Source organism: Sphaerotilus sp. (genome assembly GCF_034519685.1).
Classification (GTDB): Bacteria; Pseudomonadota; Gammaproteobacteria; order Burkholderiales; family Burkholderiaceae_C; genus Sphaerotilus.
Map to the genome: position 1 here is coordinate 627,277 of NZ_JAXHOF010000006.1, position 19,799 is coordinate 647,075.

The window sequence follows — 19,799 nt, forward strand, 5'->3', positions numbered from 1 at the left end:
GGATCCTCAGGGATCAGGGTGGAGTAACTTTTCTGGAGACAACAATGGACAACAGCAAGGCGTATTGGAACGCCACGCTTGGTCTGCTGGGCCGGATCTTGGTGGTCTGGTTCGTGGTGTCGTTCGGCGCAGGCATCCTGTTCGCTGAAGCACTCAATAACATCAAGCTGGGTGGCTATCCGCTCGGGTTCTGGTTCGCACACCAGGGTTCGATCTACATCTTCATCGCATTGATCTTCTATTACGGGAAGAAGATGGGTGAAATCGATCGTCAGTTCGACGTTCACGAGGACTGAGGCCATCATGGATCTTCAAACTACCATCTACATCGTGGTCGGTCTGAGCTTCTCGCTCTACATCGGCATTGCAATCTGGGCCCGCGCGGGCTCGGTTTCAGAGTTCTACGCAGCCGGTGGCGCCATCGGCCCGAAGATGAACGGCATGGCCACCGCAGCCGACTGGATGTCGGCGGCGTCGTTCATCTCCATGGCCGGCCTGATCGCCAACATGGGCTACGGCGGCGGTCTGTTCCTGATGGGCTGGACCGGTGGCTACGTGCTGCTGGCGATGCTGCTGGCGCCTTACCTGCGCAAGTTCGGCAAGTTCACGGTGCCCCAGTTCATCGGTGACCGCTTCTACTCGAAGTCGGCCTCGACGCTGGCTGTGGTCTGCCTGCTGACCGCTTCGATCACCTACATCATCGGCCAGATGACGGGCGTGGGCGTGGCGTTCTCGCGCTTCCTGGGCGTGTCCAGTGAAATGGGCATCTACATCGGCATGGCGATCGTGTTCGCCTACGCGGTGTTCGGCGGCATGAAGGGCATCACCTACACCCAGGTGGCGCAGTACATCGTGCTGATCCTGGCCTACACCGTGCCGGCGATCTTCATCTCGCTGCAGCTGACCGGCAACCCGATCCCGCAGCTGGGCCTGGGTGGCGGCTATGTCGGCACCGACATGACGCTGCTGCAGAAGCTCGACTCCGTGGTGACTGACCTCGGCTTCGGCCAGTACACCACCTCGGTGCCGAACAACAGCCTGCTGAACATGTTCATGTACACGCTGTCGCTGATGATCGGTACCGCCGGTCTGCCGCACGTGATCATGCGCTTCTTCACCGTCCCGACGGTGAAGGACGCACGCTCGTCGGCTGGCTGGGCCCTGATCTTCATCGCCCTGCTGTACACCACCGCTCCGGCCGTGGCTGCAATGGCCAAGCTGAACCTGCATGCCACTGTCAACTCGGCCGTCAAGACCGGTGGTGACCTGTACGCAGCGGATGCCAGCCTCAAGAACGAAGAGCGTCCGGACTGGATGAAGCGCTGGGAAAAGACCGGTCTGCTGAAGTTCGAGGACAAGAACGGCGACGGCCGTATCCAGTACTACAACGACAAGACCAAGAACGAAGCGGCCAAGGCCAAGATGGACGCGGCGGGCTGGAAGGGCAACGAGCTGACCGTCAACCCGGACATCATGGTGATGGCCAACCCCGAGATCGCGCTGCTGCCCAACTGGGTGATCGCGCTGGTGGCGGCGGGTGGTCTGGCAGCCGCGCTGTCCACGGCTGCGGGTCTGCTGATGGCCATTTCCGCTGCGGTTTCGCATGACCTGGTCAAGGGCGTGTTCGTGCCGGACATCAGCGAGAAGAACGAGCTGCTTGCAGGCAAGGCTGCAATGGCTGTGGCCATCGTGATTGCCGGCTGGCTGGGCCTGAACCCTCCGGGGTTCGCCGCCGGCACGGTGGCACTGGCCTTCGGTATCGCGGCCTCCTCGCTGTTCCCCGCCATCATGATGGGCATCTTCTCCAAGACGATGAACAAGGAAGGCGCGATGGCCGGCATGGTGGCTGGTCTGCTGGTGACGCTGTTCTACGTGTTTGCGCACAAGGGCATCTTCTTCGTGAAGGGCACCGAGTTCGTTGACGCCATCGGCGGCCCGAACAGCTTCTTCGGCATCACGCCGGAAGCCATCGGGGCTGTTGGTGCCATGGTGAACTTTGCTGTCGCCTTCGCGGTGTACAAGGTCACCCAGCCCACGCCGAGCCACATCCAGGCCATGGTCGAAGCCGTGCGCGTGCCGCGCGGCTCGAAGATGGTGGATGGCGCCCACTGATCGGTATGCGGTCAGGGCATGTCCGGTGGTGACCACGGGACATCCCTGACAAGATCTGCTGATCGAGGCCCTGCCTGCGCGAGCCGGCAGGGCTTTTTTCTTGAAGGAGCTGAAGATGGTGTTCGATGTGTCCGTCGCGATGACGTGGATCCTGTTCCTCGCCTTGTTTCCGATGGCCTTTTTCTGGCTGCGCCGTGCGTGGCGCATCGGTGTCCAGCGTGACTTCTCGGAGGTCGCCCTCAAGCGCGGCGAGCCTGCGCCGCAACCCGAGCGCTGGGCACCCTACGAAATGATGATCAACCTGGTCGCCGGGGTGATCGCGGTCTACGTGATCGTGTCGGTGGGTCTGGGCCTGCTCGACTTCGAGACCTGGAACGCGATTGCTGGCACCACGATCTGGTCCAAGTTCTTCATCAGTTTTGCGCTGGGACGCCAAGCCCACGGTGCCGCAGCACGTGAAGGTTCCGACAAGGCCAAGGCCAGGACGGCCTGAACTCGACCACAGGCCACACCCATGCTGCGCGCCTTGCTCACCCAGCGGCTATGGGCCGTCTTCGTGGCCGGCTGGGCCTTGCTGAACTTCCCGCTGCTGACCTTGTGGGGCCAGGAGGCGCGTGTGGCGGGGCTGCCACTGTTGCCACTGGCGCTGTTCCTGATCTGGGCCGGACTGATCGCGCTGGTGGCGTGGATCGTCGAGCGCCAGCCCGACTAGCGCAGCCGGAGTCGGCGGCGTCCGAGGCCCTTCGCCATGTTGCCGATCTCCCTGGTCCTGACGGCGTCGTTTGCCTACCTGCTGGTGCTGTTTGTCGTCGCCCACCAGGCCGACCGGCGCGCGCAGGCGGGGCGCTCGGTGATCGCCAATCCGTGGGTCTACACGCTCTCGATGGGTGTGTACTGCACCGCCTGGACGTATTTCGGCAGTGTCGGCCGCGCCGCTACCGCAGGCATCTGGTTCCTGCCGATCTACCTGGGGCCGACGCTGGCGATGGTGCTGGCCTGGCTGGTGGTGCGCAAGATGATCCGCCTGTCGCGCAGCTACCGCATCACCTCGATCGCCGACCTGGTGGCGAGCCGCTATGGCAAGAGCCGCACGCTGGGCGGACTCGTGACGCTGATCACCGTGGTCGGCATCGTCCCTTACATCGCGCTGCAGCTGAAGGCCATCGCCAGCGGCTTCGCGCTGCTGACGACGCCGCTCGGGCAACTGCCGGGTCCGCCACCGTCCTGGTGGCGGGACGGCACGTTCTACATGGCGCTCGCGCTGGCGGGCTTCACGATGGTCTTCGGCGCCCGCCACCTCGACACCACCGAACGCCACGAGGGCATGGTGGCGGCGATCGCCTTCGAGTCGGTGGTCAAGCTGCTGGCCTTTCTCGCGGTGGGCCTGTTCGTGACCTGGGGCCTGTTCGCCGGGCCGGTCGACCTGTTCGACCGGGTGGCGGCCGTGCCGGAGCTGGCGGCGCTGCTGCACATCGACCGTGGTGGCCGGTTCGACCATGTCCAGTGGTTTGCGCTGACGCTGCTGGCGATGCTGTCGGTGATCTTCCTGCCCCGGCAGTTCCAGGTGATGGTGGTCGAGAACGTCAACGAGCGCCACCTGCGCCGGGCCGTCTGGGCATTTCCCCTGTACCTGCTGCTGATCAACCTGTTCGTGCTGCCGATCGCGCTGGGCGGCTTGCTGCATTTCGGTCCGGGCACGATGAATCCGGAGACCTTCGTGTTGTCCTTGCCGCTGTCGCAGGGGCAGCAGGCGCTGGCCTTGCTGGCCTTCATCGGCGGACTGTCGGCGGCCACTGGCATGGTCATCGTGGAGGCGATTGCCGTCTCGACCATGGTCTGCAACGACCTGGTGCTGCCCTGGCTGCTGCGCACGGCGCGTGTGGCGCGGCTGGCTGAGCACGGGGGCGACCTGACGGGGGTGCTGCTGACGGTGCGGCGGGTGGCGATCCTGGTGGTGCTGCTGCTGGGCTATGTCTACTACCACCTCGCGGGCGAGGCGTATGCGCTGGTCAGCATCGGGCTGATCAGCTTCGCCGCGGTGGCGCAGTTCGCGCCGGCCGTGCTGGGCGGGCTCTACTGGCGGGGCGGCACCCGGCTGGGGGCACTGGCCGGGCTGCTGCTGGGCTCGGCGGTCTGGGCCTGGACGCTGATGCTGCCATCGATCGCCAAGTCGGGCTGGCTGGCGGATGACTTCCTGCGTGACGGCCCCTGGGGCATCGCGCTGCTGCGGCCCGAGCAGTTCCTCGGCCTGTCCGGACTCGACAACCTGACACATTCGCTGTTCTGGAGCCTGCTGCTCAATGTGGCGGCCTATGTGGGCCTGTCCCTGTGGCGCACGCCGTCGCCGCGTGAGGCCACACAGGCGCTGCTGTTCGTCGATGTCTTCACCCGCGCACCGGCCGGCACCGCCCGCGAAGCGCCCGTGTTCTGGCGCGGGCGGGCCAAGACCGGCGACCTGCACCAGTTGCTGGCACGCTTTCTCGGCCCCGTGCGGGCGCAGCGCCTGTTCGACGCGCACGCCCGCAGCCTCGGACTCGACAGTTCGACGCGCATCATTCCGGATGCCCGGCTCGTGCAGTTCGTCGAGACGCAGCTCGCCGGTGCCATCGGCAGCGCCAGCGCCCACGCCATGGTGGCGGCCGTCGTCGAGGAGGAGCCGCTCGGCATGGACGACGTGATGCGCATCCTCGACGAGGCCTCGCAGCTGCGCGCCTATTCGCATGCGCTGGAGGAACAGTCGGCCTCGCTGCAGCGGGCCACCCAGGAGCTGCGCACCGCCAACGAGCAGCTCAAGAGCCTCGACCGCCTGAAAGACGATTTCATGTCGTCGGTCACGCACGAACTGCGCACGCCGCTGACCTCGATCCGCGCCCTGTCGGAGATGATGTGCGACGACCCGGACATGGCGGCCGATGACCGCCAGCGCTTCCTGGGCATCATCGTGGCCGAGACCGAACGCCTGAGCCGGCTGGTCAACCAGGTGCTGGACCTGGCCAAGATCGAATCGGGCCATGCCGAGTGGCACACCACGGAAGTGGACCTGTGCCGCCTGGTCGAGCAGGCGGCGCAGACCACGGCGGAGCTGTTCCGCGAACGGGGCGCCCGGCTGGTGCTGTCCCTGCCGGCGCAGGTGCCGGTGCTCATGGCCGACCCGGACCGGCTCACGCAGGTGCTGCTGAACCTGTTGTCGAACGCCTCCAAGTTCGTGCCTGCAGGCACGGGTCAGGTCCTTGTCGGACTGCAGTCCGATGCTGATGGCGTGACGGTGCGGGTGCAGGACAACGGGCCGGGTGTGCCGGTGGCGCAGCGGGAGCTGATTTTCGAGAAGTTCCGCCAAGGGGGCGACCACCTGAACCGACCACAAGGCACGGGGCTGGGTCTGCCGATCAGCCGCCAGATCGTCGAGCATTTCGGCGGGCGCATGTGGCTGGAAGCGGGGGCGGGAGCTTCCCCCGGAACTGACGACGGACAAGGTGCGTGCTTCGTGTTCACGCTACCGTGGAACAGGACGGACATGGCAAAGGCCCAGCTGTCCGCGACCCGAGGAGACAAGACCGATGACTGCCAAGATCCTGATCGCTGACGACGAACCCAACATCCTGTTGTCGCTGGAGTTCCTGATGAAGCGCGAAGGCTTCCAGGTCTGCGTGGCCGCGGACGGCGCGGCGGCGCTGGCGGCGGTGCAGCGCGAGCGGCCCGATCTGGTGCTGCTGGACGTGATGATGCCCGGCAAGACCGGGTTCGAGGTCTGCCAGGCGGTCCGCGCCGACGAGACGCTGGCTGCCACGCGCATCCTGATGCTGACCGCCAAGGGCCGCGAAACCGATGTGGCCAAGGGGCTGGCGCTGGGCGCGGACGCCTACATGACCAAGCCGTTCTCGACCCGCGAACTGGTCGAGCGGGTGCGCAGCCTGCTGGCGACTGCCGCGACGCGGGGTGGCACATGAGCGCGCGCCGTCCGATTCCCGGGGCCCGGCGTGCCATCGTGCTCGGCATGGCCGTGGTGGCGGCCGGCCTGCTGCTGTGGGCCGGGGTCAGCACGGCGCTGGTGGTCTCGACGCTGGAGGACACTGAGCGGACCTGGCTGGCCGAGCACCTGCTGCCGCGCCTGCCGCTGCTGCTGCTGACGATGCTGGCCATGCTCGGGCTGGCGGCCTGGGCCGCAGGGCAGCTCTGGCGGCGCGGCTTCAGCAGTGCGGACGCGCTGCTGGAGGATGCGCAGGTGCTGCTGACCACCGATGTCGAGCGCGAACTGGTGCCGCGCGGCACGCCGGCGCAGCGCGGTCTGGCCCAGGCGTTCAATGAACTCGTGCGACAGCGCCGCCGACTGCGCGAGGACATGGCCCTGCAGGTCCGCGAGGCCAGCCAGCACGTCGAACAGGAGCGCAACCGGCTCGCCGCACTGATGTCCGAGCTGAAGCAGAGCGTGGTGGTGTGCAACCTTGACGGCCGCATCCTGCTCTACAACAGCCAGGCGCGGCAGCAGTTCCGGGCGCTGTCCAGCGGGCCGTCCGTGGCCGACGGGGCGGACGTGATCGGGCTCGGGCGCTCGATCTACTCGGTGCTGGACCGCCACCTGGTCGCCCACGCGCTCGAACGGGCGCAGGACCGGCTGCTGCGCGGCGATGCCCGGCCCGCGGCGCAGTTCGTCACCACGACCTTGTCGGCCCAGATGCTGCGGGTCCACCTGACGCCGGTGCAGTCCGGTCCTCAGGGCGGGGCGCCGGTCATCGACGGTTTTGTGCTGATGGTGGACAACATCACGCGCGACTTCGAGCAGGAGTCCACCCGCGACCAGCAGCTCAACGAGATGATGGAAAGCCAGCGTGCCGCACTCGGCAACCTGCAGGCTGCGGTCGAGGTGCTGGACTACGGCGACATCGACACGGCCACCCGCGAGCGGTTCCTGGCCGTCATCCGCGAGGAGGCGCTGCGCATGGGCGACCGTGTCGCGGCCTGGTCCCAGCGCAGTGCGCGCGACATGGGCACCCGCTGGCCGCTGGAGGAAATGCACGGCGCCGACCTCGTCACCGTCGCCCAGCGGCGACTGGCCGCGCAGCCTGGTCTGCGCGTGTCGGCCGACGAGGTGGACGCCGAGGTGTGGCTCAAGGTGGACAGCTATTCCTTGCTGCTGGCCCTGGTCTATCTGGCCGATCGGCTGGTGTCGGAGCACGAGGTCCGCCAGTTCTGGCTGCGGCTGCGGCCCGCCGGGACACGCGCGCAGCTCGACCTGGTCTGGATGGGTCAGTCGATGAGCACCGAGACGGTGATGAGCTGGGAGATGGACAACATGCGTGTCGGGGACGAGGGCGCCAGCACGCTGACGGTGCGCGATGTCGTGCAGCGGCATGGCGGCGAGTTCTGGTTCGAGCGGGAGCGGGTGCGTCACCAGGCCTTCTTCCGCTTCCTGCTGCCCTGCGCCGAAGCGCCGGTGCGGCCGGCTGCCGGGACGGCGCCGGTGGCATTTGTCCACAGCCAGAGCCGGCCCGAGTACTACGATTTCGACCTGTTCGCGGCCAGTGGCGCGGGCGCCGGGGCGGGGGCACTCGACGAGATGCGGCTGATCGACCTGGCCTATACCGTGTTCGACACGGAAACCACCGGCCTGAACCCGTCCGAGGGCGACGAGATCCTCCAGATCGGCGCGGCGCGGGTCGTCAACGGCAAGCTGCTGCGCCAGGAGTCGTTCGAGCAGCTCGTCGACCCGCAGCGCAGCATCCCGGCCGCCTCCATTCCGATCCACGGCATCCAGCCGGAGATGGTGAAAGGCCAGCCGACGATCGAGCGGGTGCTGCCGGCCTTCCATGCCTTTGCGCGCGACACGGTGCTGGTGGCGCACAACGCGGCGTTCGACCTGCGCTTCCTGCAGATCAAGGAGTCGCTGACGGGCCTGCGCTTCGACCATCCGGTGCTGGATACGCTGCTGCTGTCGGCGGTGGTGCATCCGCACCAGGACTCGCACCGGCTTGAAGCCATTGCCGAGCGTTTCCAGATCACCGTGATCGGACGCCACACTGCGCTGGGCGACGCGATGGTGACGGCCGAGGTGTTCCTGCGCCTGATTCCGCTGCTGGCCGACAAGGGCATCCACACCTTGGGCCAGGCCCGCCAGGCCCAGCAGCAGAGCTATTTCGCCCGGCTCAAATACTGACGGATTGACGGACGGGCTGATCGGCCCGCCGTGCCTCAGAACCGCCCGGCGATGTAGCGTTTCGACAGCACGTTCTGCAACTCGGCCACCACCGAGAACACGTCCTTGAGCTGGCGCCGCTCCAGGTTCGAGAGTTCGTCCAGCCGCAGGAAGTTGTCCGGAGCCTGGCCCTGTTCGATCTGCCGCGCCTGGTGGCGGATGCGCAGCATCGCCAGGAATTCCAGCGCGTCCCGCAGGTCGTGCGCACTCTGCTCGCTGACCTCGCGGCTCTCGGCGGCGGTGACCAGCCGGTCGTGGGTGTTGACCGCCTCGTGGCCGCCCGCCAGCGCATACACCCGTGCCAGGTCGACGATGGGCACGATGCCGTGGTGCTTGAGGTCGATGGTGCCGCGGTGCTCGCCGCTGCGTGCCGGGCTGATCTGGCCGAACAGGCCCAGCGGGGGCGTGTGGCCGAGTGCGTTGCTGACCATGTGGGCCAGGAAGATGCGGTTGTTGCAGGTGCTGGCCAGCATCTCGCGGCGCAGCCCGTCGAGCAGCTCCGTGCGGCCGTGGATGGCGCGCTGGTCGAAGAAGACACAGGTCAGCATCAGCGCCTTCGGCTCCGGCTGGGCGGTCCAGCTGCGGAAATACTGGGCCCAGCGCTGGCGTGGCTGGCGCCAGGTGGGCGTCATCGCCATCATCTCGCCGGGGCAGTGGATGTAGCCGCAGGCGTCCAGCCCGTCGCAGACGAAGCGCGACAGGGCGTCGAAATAGGCGCCGTGCTGCGCCTCGTCGTAGGCATCGTCGAGCACCAGGCAGTTGTCCTGGTCCGAGCGGGCGGTCTGTTCGTTGCGGGCCTGCGAGCCGGCCGCCACCCAGACATAGTCCACCGGGGCCGGGCCGAAACGCGCCTCGCCGAGCTGCAGCAGCCGGCTGGTCAGGGCATCGGTGATCGCGGTGATGATGTGGCCGCTGCTGTAGGCGGTGGCGTCGGCGGCGGCCAGGCTGCGCTGCAGTGTGCGGACCTTGCTGGCGGCGTTGACCAGTCCGTCCAGGTCGGCCTGCTTGTGGATGTCGCTGACCAGGTAGACGGCCGAGGTGCTGTAGTGCTCGGTGAGGTCGGTGGTGGTTACCATGCCGACCGGGCGGTGTCCGTCGACGACCGGAACGTGGTGGATGTTGTGGCGTGCCATCAGCAGCAGCGCCTGGAATGCCGGCTCGCGCGCCTCGACCGACAGCGGCGCCAGTGTGGCGATGTCCATCAGCGGCCGGTCGATGTCCAGCCCGTCGGCGACGACACGGTTGCGCAGGTCGCGGTCGGTGATCAGGCCGAACAGGTGGTCCTGCTCGACGATCAGCATGGACGAGATCCGGTGGGTGCGCATGGCCTGTGCGGCCTGCCGGATCGTGGCGGTGGGCGGCAATGTCACCGGCGGGTGGCGCAGCAGGCTGCCGACCGGGCGGGTGATCAGGCTGAGGTGCAGGTTGGCGTCGGTGCCCGCTGCGGCGGGCTCGCGGCCCAGGCCGGGAAAGAAGAACTGCAGTGCGCGCACCTGCTGGCACCAGCGCACCAGCGTGTCGCGGTCGAGCCGGGCCACGGTGACCGCGGTCAGGGCATGCACGGGCCAGGCGGTGGCTGCGAAGGCGCCTGCGGGGGCGGCGCCAAACAGTTCGCCGGGTTGCAGCAGCAGGTCGGGGGCGTCGCTGTCCGGATCCCGGGCCTGTGCCTGTCCTTGCAGGAGCCAGCACAATTGCGCGTGGTGGTCTTCGGTGGCCAGCACGGTCTGACCGGCGACAATCTGCTCGACCACCATGTCGGCGGCCAGTGCCGCACGCGCCGGAGCGTCCAGCACGGCAAAGACACGGTGGCGGGACATGGCTTCGGCCAGGTCCGCATACAGGCTGGGCGCATGGGCGGTATTCATCCGGCCACTGTAGCGCCGTGCCTGCTGCGCGGGGTTTGTGTCAGCGCAACGTTTTCTCGGGGTTTGCCCATGTCCGACGCACCAGTTCCTGTGCCCGCTGTCTATCCCTCGGAGCGTGTCTGCACCGTGGCCTCCTGGCTGCATGCGCACGCCCATCCGCACGCGCCCGTCTGGCTCGACGTGGCCGCCCGCACGGCCGCAGAAGCGGCTGCCGCGCTGGGGGTCGCGGTCGGGCAGATCGCCAAGAGCGTGGTGTTTCGCCGGGAGGCCGACGGGGTGGCGGTGCTGGTCGTGACGTCCGGTGACCGGCGGGTCGACGAGCGCAAGGTGGCCGCCCGCACCGGACCCATCGGCCGTGCCAGCGCGGCGTTCGTGCGCGAGCACACCGGTTTCGTGATCGGCGGTGTGGCGCCGGTCGCCCATGCCCGTCCGCCCGTGGCACTGCTCGACCGCGATCTCTGGCGCTTCGACCGGATCTGGGCCGCCGCGGGACATCCGAACGCGGTGTTCTCGCTCACGCCCGAGGAGCTGGCCCGGTTGTCTCCTGGCGCCCCCGTGGCCGATGTCGTGGCCGATGCCGTGGAAGTGCCGGTGGTGGCCAGCCCGTGCGTGAACATCTGTCGCATGGACGCGCAGCGTGCGCTGTGCACCGGTTGCCTGCGCACGATCGACGAGATCGCGGCGTGGTCGCGGCTGGACGACGCCGGGCGCCGACAGGTGCTGGAGCGGGTTGCGCAGCGGCATGCGGACACCGCCTGAGGGCCGCGGCCTCCGGGTAAACCGGGGGGCTGCTGGCATGGCCAGCCCCTGGTTTGTCAGTCCACGGTCAGATGAGATTCCGAAAGTCGAACGGACCCCGGGCAAGCGACGCCGGGTCCGCAGACCAAGACAGACGATTGCGAGGAGACAACACGATGTCCAGTTCCCCTAAGCCGGACGCACTGGCTTCACCGCCTGTGCGCCGGCCCATGCGCCGCGAAGATCGTCAACTGGTGTTCGCGTCATCGCTCGGAACGGTCTTCGAGTGGTACGACTTCTACCTCTACGGTGCGCTGGCCCCGATCATCGCCGCCCAGTTCTTCAGCGGCCTCGACCCCACTGCGGCATTCCTTTTCGCGCTGCTGGCGTTTGCGGCCGGGTTCATCGTGCGGCCATTCGGCGCGCTGCTGTTCGGCCGACTCGGGGACATGGTCGGTCGCAAGTACACCTTCCTGGTCACCATCCTCATCATGGGGCTCGCCACCTGCGTGGTGGGTGTGCTGCCGAGCTATGAGGCGGTGGGCATGGCCGCACCGGTGATGCTGATCGGGCTGCGCATCATGCAGGGGCTGGCCATGGGCGGGGAATACGGCGGCGCCGCGACCTATGTGGCCGAATTCGCGCCCCACAACCAGCGGGGCTACTACACCGCCTGGATCCAGACCACGGCGACGCTGGGCCTGGTGCTGGCGCTGGCGGTGGTGCTGGGGCTGCGCTTCCTGCTGGGGGAAGAGGCCTTTGCCGAATGGGGCTGGCGCATTCCCTTCCTGCTGTCGATCGTGCTGCTGGCGGTGAGTGTGTGGGTCCGGCTGTCGATGAACGAGTCGCCGGCCTTCCTGCGCCTGCGCGAGCGCGGCCGCACGTCGAAGGCCCCCATCTCCGAATCCTTCGGACGCTGGCCCAACCTGCGCCTGGTGCTGCTGGCCCTGTTCGGGGTGGTGGCCGGGCAGGCGGTGGTCTGGTACACGGGACAGTTCTACGCGATGTTCTTCCTGATCAGCGTGCTGCGGGTGGATCCCTCGACCGCCCAGTGGCTCATCGTGGTCGCGCTGGTGATCGGCACGCCGTTCTTCGTGTTCTTCGGCGCGCTGTCCGACCGCATCGGGCGCAAGCCGATCATCATGGCGGGCCTGGCCCTGGCGGTGGTGGGCTACTTTCCGATGTTCCATGGGCTGACGGAAGCCGCCAACCCGGCGCTGGCCCGGGCACAGGCCACCCAGCGCATCGTCGTCGTGGCCGATCCGGCCACCTGCTCCTTCCAGGGCAGCCCCATCGCCCGCGAGGCCGATTTCACCTCACCCTGCGACATCGCCCGGCGCTTCCTGAGCGAGCAGTCGGCCGGCCATGACCGACAGGCCCTGCCACCCGGGTCCGCCACCGTGGTGCGCATCGGGTCGGCGGAGATCACGCCACCCCAGGCCCGCACCACGGCCGACGGACACGCCTTCGACGACGCCAGCGCCCGGGCGGTGGCGGAGTTCCGCCAGCGTGTGCGGGCCGCGCTCGATGCGGCGGGCTACCCGCAGCGTGCCGATCCGGCACAGATCGACCATGTCCGCATCCTGCTGATCCTGACCGGGCTGGTGCTGCTGGTGACGATGGTCTATGGCCCGCTCGCGGCGCTGCTGGTCGAGATGTTCCCGACCCGCATCCGCTACACCTCGATGAGCCTGCCCTACCACATCGGCAATGGCTGGTTCGGCGGGCTGATGCCGTCGATCGCCTTTGCCATCGTGGCCCACACCGGCAATTTCTACCAGGGACTCTGGTACCCGGTGGGGGTGGCGGCGGTGACGCTGCTGATCGGGCTGCTGCTGGTGCGCGAGACACGCGGCCGCGACATCTGCGCCGATGACTGAGCGGCCCGGGGGCTGCCCCCACCCGGCCCCGCTCAGGCTCAGGCCTCGATCAGCCCCCAGCGCAGCGCCAGCAACGTCAGCTCCGCCTGGTTGGCGGCGTCGAGCTTCTGCTTGACGTGGTAGAGGTGGGTGCCGACGGTGCTGGCCGACAGCTTCAGATCGCCTGCGATGTCCTGCACCGAGCGGCCGCGGGCGAGCTGCACGAAGACCTCGAACTCGCGCGACGACAGCCGCTCCGCCGGGTTCTCGCTGCCGTCGATCGCGGCCAGGGCGAGCTGGCGGGCGATGTCCGCATCCAGCCAGCGCCGCCCCGAGGCCACGGCCCGGATCGCTTCCGGCAGGTTTTCCGGCGCGCTGCGTTTGGACAGGAATCCCATCGCCCCGGCGTCCAGCGCCCGCCGTGCGTGGGCGCTGTCGTCGTGCGCCGACAGCATCAGCAGCTTCAGCGCGCCGTCGCGCGCCCGCAGCCGCCGCAGCGTCTCCAGCCCGCCCATGCCGGGCATCGAGATGTCGAGCACCACCACGTCCGGCGCAGCACCGGCCACGGTCAGCAGTGCCTGCTCGCCGCTGTCGGCTTCTGCGACCACCGCCAGGTCCGGGTACTCGCCCAGCAGCATCCGGAAGCCCATGCGCACCAGCGCGTGGTCGTCGACCAGCATCACGCGGATCATGTGGGTTCTCCAGGGGTCGACATGTCGTGGCCGTGCTGCAGCGGCAGCCACGCCTGCACGCGGGTGCCCCCCTCGGTGCGGCGCTGCACGCTCAGCCGCCCGCCCAGCGTCGCCACGCGCTCGCGCAGGCCACGCAGGCCGTAGTGTCCACGCCGCGCCCAGTCGTCAGGCAGGCCCTGGCCGTCGTCCTCGACACTGAGCTGCAGCGAGGTCGGGTCCGCCTCTGCCCGGACCTGTACCCGCGTGCCGCCGCTGTGGCGCAGCGCGTTGGTCAGCGCCTCCTGGGCGACACGGTAGGCGGCGCGGGCCGGCTCGACCGGCAGCGACTGGCTCTGCTCCAGACCGACCAGGCTCAGCTCCAGCGCCATGTCGCCGTAGCGGCTGCGTGAGGCGTCCATCAGCTCGGTCAGTGCATCTGCCAGCCCCAGGTCGTCCAGCGCGGGGGGCGCCAGCCGCGGGATGAGTCCGTGCATCGCCTCGTACAGCCGCGCCGCCTCGTCGGCGATCAGGCCGGACGCCTGCGCGCTGGTCGGGTCGCGCTCGCCCAGGCGGGCGGTGACGGTGCGCGCCAGCGAGCGGATGGCGGTGACCGACTGGGCGAACTCGTCGTGCAGCTCGCGGGCGATGGCGCGGCGCTCGGTCTCGGTGTGCGCCTCCAGGCGGCGGGCGAATTCGCGGCTTTCCAGCAGCGTGCGCTCGGCCTCGAAGGCGCGCATGCGGGCCTCGATCTCGGCCTCGATCGCCTCGGCGAGCTGGTTGACAGCCTGCCCGATCACGCCGGCTTCGCGTCCGGGCAAGGCGGGCAGGCGTGCGGCGTAGTCGCCCTGCTGCAGGCGCGCCAGTCCCTGCACGATGGTCGGCAGCGGCTTGAGCGCCCGCCCGACGCCCCAGAACACCGCCAGATTGAGCAGCAGCAGCACGGCTGCCCCGGTGCCGGCCAGCACCACGAAGTCGTCCCAGCCGTCCAGCACGGAGCGCGAGGGCTCGGTCTGCAGCGTGAGCCGCCCGCCAGACATCTGGATGACCTGGCGCTCCAGCGCCGGCGAGACCAGCGCGCTGTACCAGTCGGGGGCGTAGCGGCCTTGCTTGTAGGTGGCCGGCGGCGAGGTGAAAAGCACCTGCCCGTCGTCCGACTCGAAATGGATGTCGTTGGCACGGACGCGGCCGAGCTGCTCCAGGAACTGCACCAGCGCCTGCGGCCCTGCGCTGGCGTAGACCCAGCTGACCCGTTGCAGCAGCTGCGCGGCCACCCGGTTGCCGGCGGTGATTTCCTCGCGCACGCTGCGCCGTGTGGCGTCGAGCTGCAAGGCGATGACCGCCACGACAAACAAGCCCATCAAGGCGGCGACGATCAGGTGGATCTGCAGACGCAGGCTCAGGCTCTGGCTGCGTGGACGTGGTACGGCGAAGGACATGGTGCGAATTGTCGGTGCCGCGCCGTTCTGTGCAAGCGGCGGTGTGGCATTCATGAAAATCATGAGGCCAGGTTCATCCTTGTGGCGACGACAGGCGCGCAGCGCACCGTGACACTGCAGTCTCCGTTCCGCAACCCACCCCCACCCCTGAAGGAGTTCCACGATGACCTGGCAAACCCCCACCGCCTGCGACTTCCGTTTCGGCTTCGAGATCACGATGTACGTCGCGGCCCGCTGAGCGATCTGACGACAGGACGACACCATGAAACTGCGGGTGCTCGGCTCGGCCGCAGGTGGCGGTTTCCCCCAGTGGAACTGCAACTGCGCGCAATGCACCGCCGTGCGCGCCGGCTCGCCGACCCACCGCGCCCGCACCCAGTCGTCCGTCGCCGTCGGCGGCCCGGACGACTGGCTGCTTGTCAACGCCTCTCCCGACATCCTCACCCAGTTGCAGCGCAGCCCCGCCCTGCAACCGGCGCGTGCCGTGCGCGACACGGGCATCGCGGCGGTGCTGCTCTGCGACGGGCAGGTGGACCACAGCACGGGCCTGTACATGCTGCGCGAACGCGGCATGCCACTGCCGCTGTGGACCACGCGCCCGGCGTTCGAGGATCTGAGCGAAGGCAACCCGATCCTGCGCGTGCTCGGGCATTACTGCGGCGTGGACTGGCACGAGATCGCGCTGGACGGCCAGCCGTTGGCCATCCCCGGTGTCGCCGACCTGCGCCTCACCGCGCTGCCGCTCGACAGCAAGCCGGCGCCGTATTCGCCACACCGCGACGCGCCCGTGCCCGGCGACAACCTTGGCCTGACGTTCGAGAACACGGCCACCGGCCGCCGCGTGTTCTACGCCCCCGGCCTCGGCGAGATCAGCCCCGCCGTCTGGGAGGCGATGTCCACCGCCGACGTGGTGATGGTGGACGGCACCTTCTGGACCGATGACGAGATGATCCGCCTCGGTTTCTCGAAGAAGACGGGCCGCAGCATCGGCCACCTGCCGCAGTCCGGCGCGGGTGGGATGCTGGAGTGGCTCGGCCGCCTGCCGGCGACCACGCGCAAGCTGCTCATCCACATCAACAACACCAACCCGATCCTCGACGAAGCCTCGCCCGAGCGGCGGCAGGTCGAGGCGGCCGGCGTCGAGGTCTGCTTCGACGGGCTGGAGATCGGGTTCTGACGATGACGGTAACCACCATGCTGCCCATGTCGCCTTTTGAAGCCCGCCTGCGTGACCAGGGCCGCGCGTACCACATCCACCACCCCTTCAACGTCATGCTCAACACGGGCAAGGCCACGCCCGAGCAGATCCGCGGCTGGGTGGCCAACCGCTTCTGCTACCAGACGGCCATTCCGGTGAAGGACGCTGCCGTGCTGTCCAACTGCCCGGACCGCGACGTGCGGCGCGGGTGGATCCAGCGCATCCTCGACCACGACGGCTTCGAGATCACCGGCGCGGATGGCGCGACCGTGCGCGACCCCGGCGGCATCGAGGCGTGGCTGCGGCTCGGCGAGGCGGTCGGGCTGACGCGCGAGGAGGTGCTCGACGGGCGGCACGTCATCCCGGCGGTGCGCTTCGCGGTGGACGCCTACGTCAACTTCGCGCGGCGGGCGCCGTGGCAGGAGGCGGTGTGCTCGTCGCTGACCGAGCTGTTCGCGCCCGAGATTCACAAGCAGCGCCTGGCGACCTGGCCCGCGCACTACGGCTGGATCGACCCGGCCGGCCTCGCGTATTTCCGCAACCGCGTCAGCCAGGCGCGGCGCGACGTGGAGCAGGGGCTGGCGGTGACGCTCGACCATTTCCGCACGCCCGCGCAGCAGGACCGTGCCGTGGAGATCCTGCGCTTCAAGCTCGACATCCTCTGGGCGATGAACGACGCGATGGCGCAGCGCTACGGGGTGAACGCATGAACCCGCGCATCGCCCGCGGCTTCCGCCTGCAGTGGGAGCCGGCGCAGGACTGCCACGTCCTGCTCTACCCCGAAGGCATGGTCAAGCTCAACCGCAGCGCAGGCGAGATCCTGACCCGCTGCACCGGCACGGCGAGCGTCGCCGAGATCGTCGCCGACCTCGAAACCGCGTTCGGCGCGACCGGCCTGCACGCCGATGTCGCGGCCTTCCTCGACATGGCACGCCAGCAGCGCTGGGTGGAGCTGGCGTGAGCGCGGCGCCGGCTGCGCCCGCCGTCGGTCCGCCGCTGTGGCTGCTGGCGGAGGTGACCTACCGCTGTCCGCTGCACTGCGTGTTCTGCTACAACCCGCTCGATTTTGCGAAGACCGAGCGCGCCGACGAGCTGTCCACCGCCGAGTGGCTGCGTGTGCTGCGCGAGGCGCGGGCGCTGGGCGCTGTGCAGTGCGGCTTCTCGGGTGGCGAGCCGCTGATGCGCGATGACCTCGAAGCGCTGATCGCCGAGGCGCACCGGCTGGGCTACTACACCAACCTGCTGACCTCCGGCGTCGGGCTGACGAAGGAGCGCGCCGCGGCCCTGAAGGCCGCTGGCCTCGACCATGTGCAGCTCAGCTTCCAGGACTCGACCCGCGAGCTGAACGACTTCCTCAGCCACACCAAGACCTTCCAGCTCAAGCAGGAGGTCGGCGAGACCATCAAGGCGCTGGGCTGGCCGATGGTGATGAACGTGGTGATCCACCGCCTCAACATCGACCACATCGACCGCATCATCGCGATGGCCGACGCGCTCGGCGCCGAGTACCTGGAGCTGGCGAATTCGCAGTACTACTCCTGGGCACACCTGAACCGCGACCATCTGCTGCCGACGAGCGAGCAGATCCGCCGCGCCGAGGCCGTGACCGACGCCTGGCGCGTCAAGGTCGCCGATCGGATGAAGCTGTTCTTCGTCGCGCCGGATTACCACGAAGGCAAGCCGAAGAAGTGCATGAACGGCTGGGGCAACGTCTTCCTCACCGTCACGCCGGACGGCACCGCGCTGCCGTGCCACACCGCGAAGATGCTGCCGGGGCTGGCGTTCCCGAGCGTGCGCGAACACGATGTGCGCCACGTCTGGTTCGAAAGCGAGGGCTTCAACCGCTACCGCGGCACGGGCTGGATGAAGGGGGCGTGTGTCACCTGCCCGGACAAGGAGAAGGATCTGGGCGGGTGTCGGTGTCAGGCGTTTCTGCTGGCGGGCGATCCGGCGGCGACCGATCCGGTGTGCCCGAAGAGCGAGCGGCATGGGGTGGTCGCGGCGGCGGTGGCGGCGGCGGATGCGGGCGTGATGGTGGAGCGGCCGCTGGTGTTTCGGGACCGGCGGGCGTCGCTGGCGTCGTGACGCCCGATGAGGGCCAGGGCCATCAAGAAAGCCCCGCGCTGTCGAGCGCCAGCAGCACCAGCGCCGCCCGCGCCCGGCTCGCCCCCACATACAGCCACTCCGGGTGCTGCCCCGCCTTGCGGTCGAGTCCGGCGACGATCACCACGTCCGCCTCCAGTCCCTTGAAGCCCTGGATCGTGCCGATGCGCACCTGCCCCGGTACGGCGTTCACCACGTCGAGGTTGAGCGTCACCTCGTCCAGCCCCGCTGCCCAGCCCGAGCTGGGGTTGGTGTGGCGATAGGGCGCGAGGATCACCACCTGCTCTGGCCGCAGACCGTCGCGCTTGAGCAGCGTGTGCAGCACCTGCCGCAGCTGGACCGCCATCTCGGCGAAATCGCCGCTGAGCTGGGTCTGCGGCGCGGGGCCGTGTTCGACGCGGAACTCGGTCGGCACCGTGCATTGCCCGAGCAGCGCCGCCCGCTCGCCGATCGGCCGGGCGTTGCGCAGGTTGGCCTCCAGCACCAGCGGCGCGGCGGCAAACGGCGGCTCCCACTGCGCCTGCGCCCGGAACACCGATTGCCGGCGGTCGAAGAAGCAGTACCACGCGAACCCCGGCGCGCCCAGCGTCTCCAGCGCCACCCACCACGTCGGCGAGAAGTCGGCCGCCTCGTCCACGATCAGCGTGTCGAAGCGGGTGCCCAGGTGCTCGGCCGCGTTCAGCAGCAGTTCGGCGCAGTCCTCGTTGAAGAACTGTCGCCGGGCGGCGTCGTCCGCAGGCACCCGGAACCCCAGCCCCGACTGCTCGGCCAGCAGCCGCACCAGCTCGTGGAAGTTGCACACCGTCAGGCCCGGCACGCCGTCGAGCTGCGCCGACAGGTGTGACGCCAGCGCCCGGTTGAAGCAGGTCAGCAGGACGGATTTCCCCTGCGCCGCGTGCTCGCGGGCCAGCGTCACCGCCAGCATCGTCTTGCCCGAGCCGGCACCGCCTTCGACCAGCAGCCGCGACTGGCTGCGCAGCAGGCGCAGCACGCGGATCTGTTCGTCGGTCGCCCGCTGCAGCGCCGACACCGTGTCATCCACGCGGCTGCCCAGCGGCACGAGCAGGTGGCAGTCCGGCGCCAGCAGGTCGCGCAACACCTGCTGCTGCGGGCGGGTCCACGGCTTCGGATCGGGGAACGCCTCGCGCAGCAGTTTTGTCAGCGCTGGGGCGGGGTCGGCCAGATCGCTGCGGTCGAGCAGGAACGACCGCGACGGCGTCTCGCAACCCGGCAGCGGGCCGCTCCAGTTCACCTCGGGGAACCAGGCGGCGTGGGTGATGCTCAGGCCGTCCACCGTGTCGCGGCCGAGGCGCTTGTGCAGCTTCTCGATCAGGGCGTAGCGGTTGCGGCGCGCCTGGGAAAACGGCGACTGCTTCATCTCCAGCCCGGAGGCATAGAACCACTGCCCGCCACGCACCTCGACCGCGCCCGCCTTGACCTCGAACACGATCAGGCCGAGCTGCGGGTGAAAGACGATGACATCCGCCTCGCCGATGCTCTCGCCGTGGCGCGTGAGGGTGCGCCATTCGACGGTGTAGAAGTGCTGCCAGGGGGCGGGCAGACGGGTGAGGGCGGTTAGGACGCGGGTTTCGGCGCGGTGGCCGGCTGCCTCGATTACGCTCATTTT

Annotated in this window: 18 protein-coding genes; 14 read left to right on the top strand and 4 right to left on the bottom strand. The window is 68.8% G+C overall.

The window, feature by feature from the left end; all coding sequences use genetic code 11:
- Nucleotides 1-44: 44 nt before the first annotated feature.
- The 7 genes from U5O44_RS14075 (at nt 45) to U5O44_RS14105 (ending at nt 8,263) form a co-directional block, all read left to right on the top strand.
- Nucleotides 45-296 (top strand): DUF4212 domain-containing protein, encoded by a 252-nt coding sequence (locus tag U5O44_RS14075; RefSeq protein WP_322589082.1) that lies wholly within the window; start codon nt 45-47, stop codon nt 294-296.
- Between the two features lie 7 nt (nt 297-303).
- The gene (locus U5O44_RS14080) at nt 304-2,112 is read left to right on the top strand and encodes a sodium:solute symporter family protein (RefSeq protein ID WP_322589083.1); all 1,809 of its coding nucleotides are present in this window, start codon (nt 304-306) and stop codon (nt 2,110-2,112) included.
- Between the two features lie 100 nt (nt 2,113-2,212).
- Entirely contained in the window at nt 2,213-2,605 is a 393-nt protein-coding gene (locus tag U5O44_RS14085) for a hypothetical protein (RefSeq protein ID WP_322589084.1), read from the top strand.
- Between the two features lie 21 nt (nt 2,606-2,626).
- Nucleotides 2,627-2,824, top strand: coding sequence for a hypothetical protein (locus U5O44_RS14090; RefSeq protein ID WP_322589085.1), 198 nt, complete (start codon nt 2,627-2,629; stop codon nt 2,822-2,824).
- A 36-nt stretch (nt 2,825-2,860) separates the two neighbouring features.
- Entirely contained in the window at nt 2,861-5,695 is a 2,835-nt protein-coding gene (locus U5O44_RS14095; RefSeq protein ID WP_322589086.1) for a sensor histidine kinase, read from the top strand.
- Nucleotides 5,670-6,059, top strand: a complete 390-nt coding sequence (locus U5O44_RS14100) for a response regulator transcription factor (protein WP_322589087.1) — start codon at nt 5,670-5,672, stop codon at nt 6,057-6,059. Before U5O44_RS14095 ends, U5O44_RS14100 begins: the two co-directional genes overlap by 26 nt.
- Nucleotides 6,056-8,263 carry a 3'-5' exonuclease gene (locus tag U5O44_RS14105; protein ID WP_322589088.1) on the top strand — a complete coding sequence of 736 codons (2,208 nt, stop codon included), beginning with the start codon at nt 6,056-6,058 and terminating at the stop codon, nt 8,261-8,263. The genes U5O44_RS14100 and U5O44_RS14105 overlap by 4 nt, the downstream gene beginning before the upstream one ends.
- 35 nt (nt 8,264-8,298) lie before the next feature.
- Here the strand turns inward: U5O44_RS14105 and U5O44_RS14110 are convergent, their stop codons facing one another.
- Nucleotides 8,299-10,167: a putative nucleotidyltransferase substrate binding domain-containing protein gene (locus tag U5O44_RS14110; protein WP_322589089.1), complete on the bottom strand. Its 1,869-nt coding sequence runs from the start codon at nt 10,165-10,167 to the stop codon at nt 8,299-8,301.
- Nucleotides 10,168-10,236: 69 nt separating this feature from the next.
- Between U5O44_RS14110 and U5O44_RS14115 the strand changes: the two genes are divergently transcribed.
- Nucleotides 10,237-10,926 carry a YbaK/EbsC family protein gene (locus tag U5O44_RS14115; protein ID WP_322589090.1) on the top strand — a complete coding sequence of 230 codons (690 nt, stop codon included), beginning with the start codon at nt 10,237-10,239 and terminating at the stop codon, nt 10,924-10,926.
- 155 nt (nt 10,927-11,081) lie between these two features.
- A complete protein-coding gene (locus tag U5O44_RS14120) occupies nt 11,082-12,785 on the top strand; it encodes an MFS transporter (protein ID WP_322589091.1) in 1,704 nt (567 codons plus the stop codon).
- Nucleotides 12,786-12,823: 38 nt separating this feature from the next.
- Here the strand turns inward: U5O44_RS14120 and U5O44_RS14125 are convergent, their stop codons facing one another.
- Both U5O44_RS14125 and U5O44_RS14130 read right to left on the bottom strand, forming a co-directional pair.
- Entirely contained in the window at nt 12,824-13,456 is a 633-nt protein-coding gene (locus U5O44_RS14125) for a response regulator transcription factor (protein ID WP_322589092.1), read from the bottom strand.
- A complete protein-coding gene (locus U5O44_RS14130) occupies nt 13,453-14,871 on the bottom strand; it encodes a sensor histidine kinase (RefSeq protein ID WP_322589093.1) in 1,419 nt (472 codons plus the stop codon). Before U5O44_RS14130 ends, U5O44_RS14125 begins: the two co-directional genes overlap by 4 nt.
- A 163-nt stretch (nt 14,872-15,034) precedes the next feature.
- Between U5O44_RS14130 and pqqA the strand changes: the two genes are divergently transcribed.
- The 5 genes from pqqA to pqqE are packed head-to-tail and all read left to right on the top strand — an operon-like array spanning nt 15,035 to nt 18,154.
- Nucleotides 15,035-15,109, top strand: coding sequence for a pyrroloquinoline quinone precursor peptide PqqA (pqqA, locus tag U5O44_RS23060; RefSeq protein WP_179636014.1), 75 nt, complete (start codon nt 15,035-15,037; stop codon nt 15,107-15,109).
- Between the two features lie 24 nt (nt 15,110-15,133).
- Nucleotides 15,134-16,048 (top strand): pyrroloquinoline quinone biosynthesis protein PqqB, encoded by a 915-nt coding sequence (gene pqqB, locus U5O44_RS14135; RefSeq protein WP_322589094.1) that lies wholly within the window; start codon nt 15,134-15,136, stop codon nt 16,046-16,048.
- Between the two features lie 2 nt (nt 16,049-16,050).
- Nucleotides 16,051-16,779: a pyrroloquinoline-quinone synthase PqqC gene (gene pqqC, locus U5O44_RS14140; RefSeq protein ID WP_322589095.1), complete on the top strand. Its 729-nt coding sequence runs from the start codon at nt 16,051-16,053 to the stop codon at nt 16,777-16,779.
- Nucleotides 16,776-17,030, top strand: a complete 255-nt coding sequence (gene pqqD / locus U5O44_RS14145; RefSeq protein ID WP_322589096.1) for a pyrroloquinoline quinone biosynthesis peptide chaperone PqqD — start codon at nt 16,776-16,778, stop codon at nt 17,028-17,030. The genes pqqC and pqqD overlap by 4 nt, the downstream gene beginning before the upstream one ends.
- Nucleotides 17,027-18,154, top strand: a complete 1,128-nt coding sequence (gene pqqE / locus U5O44_RS14150; RefSeq protein WP_322589097.1) for a pyrroloquinoline quinone biosynthesis protein PqqE — start codon at nt 17,027-17,029, stop codon at nt 18,152-18,154. The genes pqqD and pqqE overlap by 4 nt, the downstream gene beginning before the upstream one ends.
- 22 nt (nt 18,155-18,176) lie before the next feature.
- On the opposite strand, the gene U5O44_RS14155 is transcribed toward pqqE, so the two are convergent.
- Entirely contained in the window at nt 18,177-19,796 is a 1,620-nt protein-coding gene (locus U5O44_RS14155; RefSeq protein WP_322589098.1) for a nuclease-related domain-containing DEAD/DEAH box helicase, read from the bottom strand.
- Nucleotides 19,797-19,799 lie beyond the last annotated feature (3 nt).

Bases quoted from the DNA above. Each gene is read 5' to 3' on its own strand.
- U5O44_RS14110 (WP_322589089.1), bottom strand. From the start codon at position 10,167: ATGAATACCGCCCATGCGCCCAGCCTGTATGCGGACCTGGCCGAAGCC.
- U5O44_RS14080 (WP_322589083.1), top strand. From the start codon at position 304: ATGGATCTTCAAACTACCATCTACATCGTGGTCGGTCTGAGCTTCTCG.
- pqqC (WP_322589095.1), top strand. From the start codon at position 16,051: ATGACGGTAACCACCATGCTGCCCATGTCGCCTTTTGAAGCCCGCCTG.
- U5O44_RS14090 (WP_322589085.1), top strand. From the start codon at position 2,627: ATGCTGCGCGCCTTGCTCACCCAGCGGCTATGGGCCGTCTTCGTGGCC.
- U5O44_RS14155 (WP_322589098.1), bottom strand. From the start codon at position 19,796: ATGAGCGTAATCGAGGCAGCCGGCCACCGCGCCGAAACCCGCGTCCTA.
- U5O44_RS14130 (WP_322589093.1), bottom strand. From the start codon at position 14,871: ATGTCCTTCGCCGTACCACGTCCACGCAGCCAGAGCCTGAGCCTGCGT.
- U5O44_RS14105 (WP_322589088.1), top strand. From the start codon at position 6,056: ATGAGCGCGCGCCGTCCGATTCCCGGGGCCCGGCGTGCCATCGTGCTC.
- U5O44_RS14095 (WP_322589086.1), top strand. From the start codon at position 2,861: ATGTTGCCGATCTCCCTGGTCCTGACGGCGTCGTTTGCCTACCTGCTG.
- U5O44_RS14075 (WP_322589082.1), top strand. From the start codon at position 45: ATGGACAACAGCAAGGCGTATTGGAACGCCACGCTTGGTCTGCTGGGC.
- U5O44_RS14120 (WP_322589091.1), top strand. From the start codon at position 11,082: ATGTCCAGTTCCCCTAAGCCGGACGCACTGGCTTCACCGCCTGTGCGC.
- pqqD (WP_322589096.1), top strand. From the start codon at position 16,776: ATGAACCCGCGCATCGCCCGCGGCTTCCGCCTGCAGTGGGAGCCGGCG.
- pqqB (WP_322589094.1), top strand. From the start codon at position 15,134: ATGAAACTGCGGGTGCTCGGCTCGGCCGCAGGTGGCGGTTTCCCCCAG.
- U5O44_RS14100 (WP_322589087.1), top strand. From the start codon at position 5,670: ATGACTGCCAAGATCCTGATCGCTGACGACGAACCCAACATCCTGTTG.
- U5O44_RS14115 (WP_322589090.1), top strand. From the start codon at position 10,237: ATGTCCGACGCACCAGTTCCTGTGCCCGCTGTCTATCCCTCGGAGCGT.
- U5O44_RS14125 (WP_322589092.1), bottom strand. From the start codon at position 13,456: ATGATCCGCGTGATGCTGGTCGACGACCACGCGCTGGTGCGCATGGGC.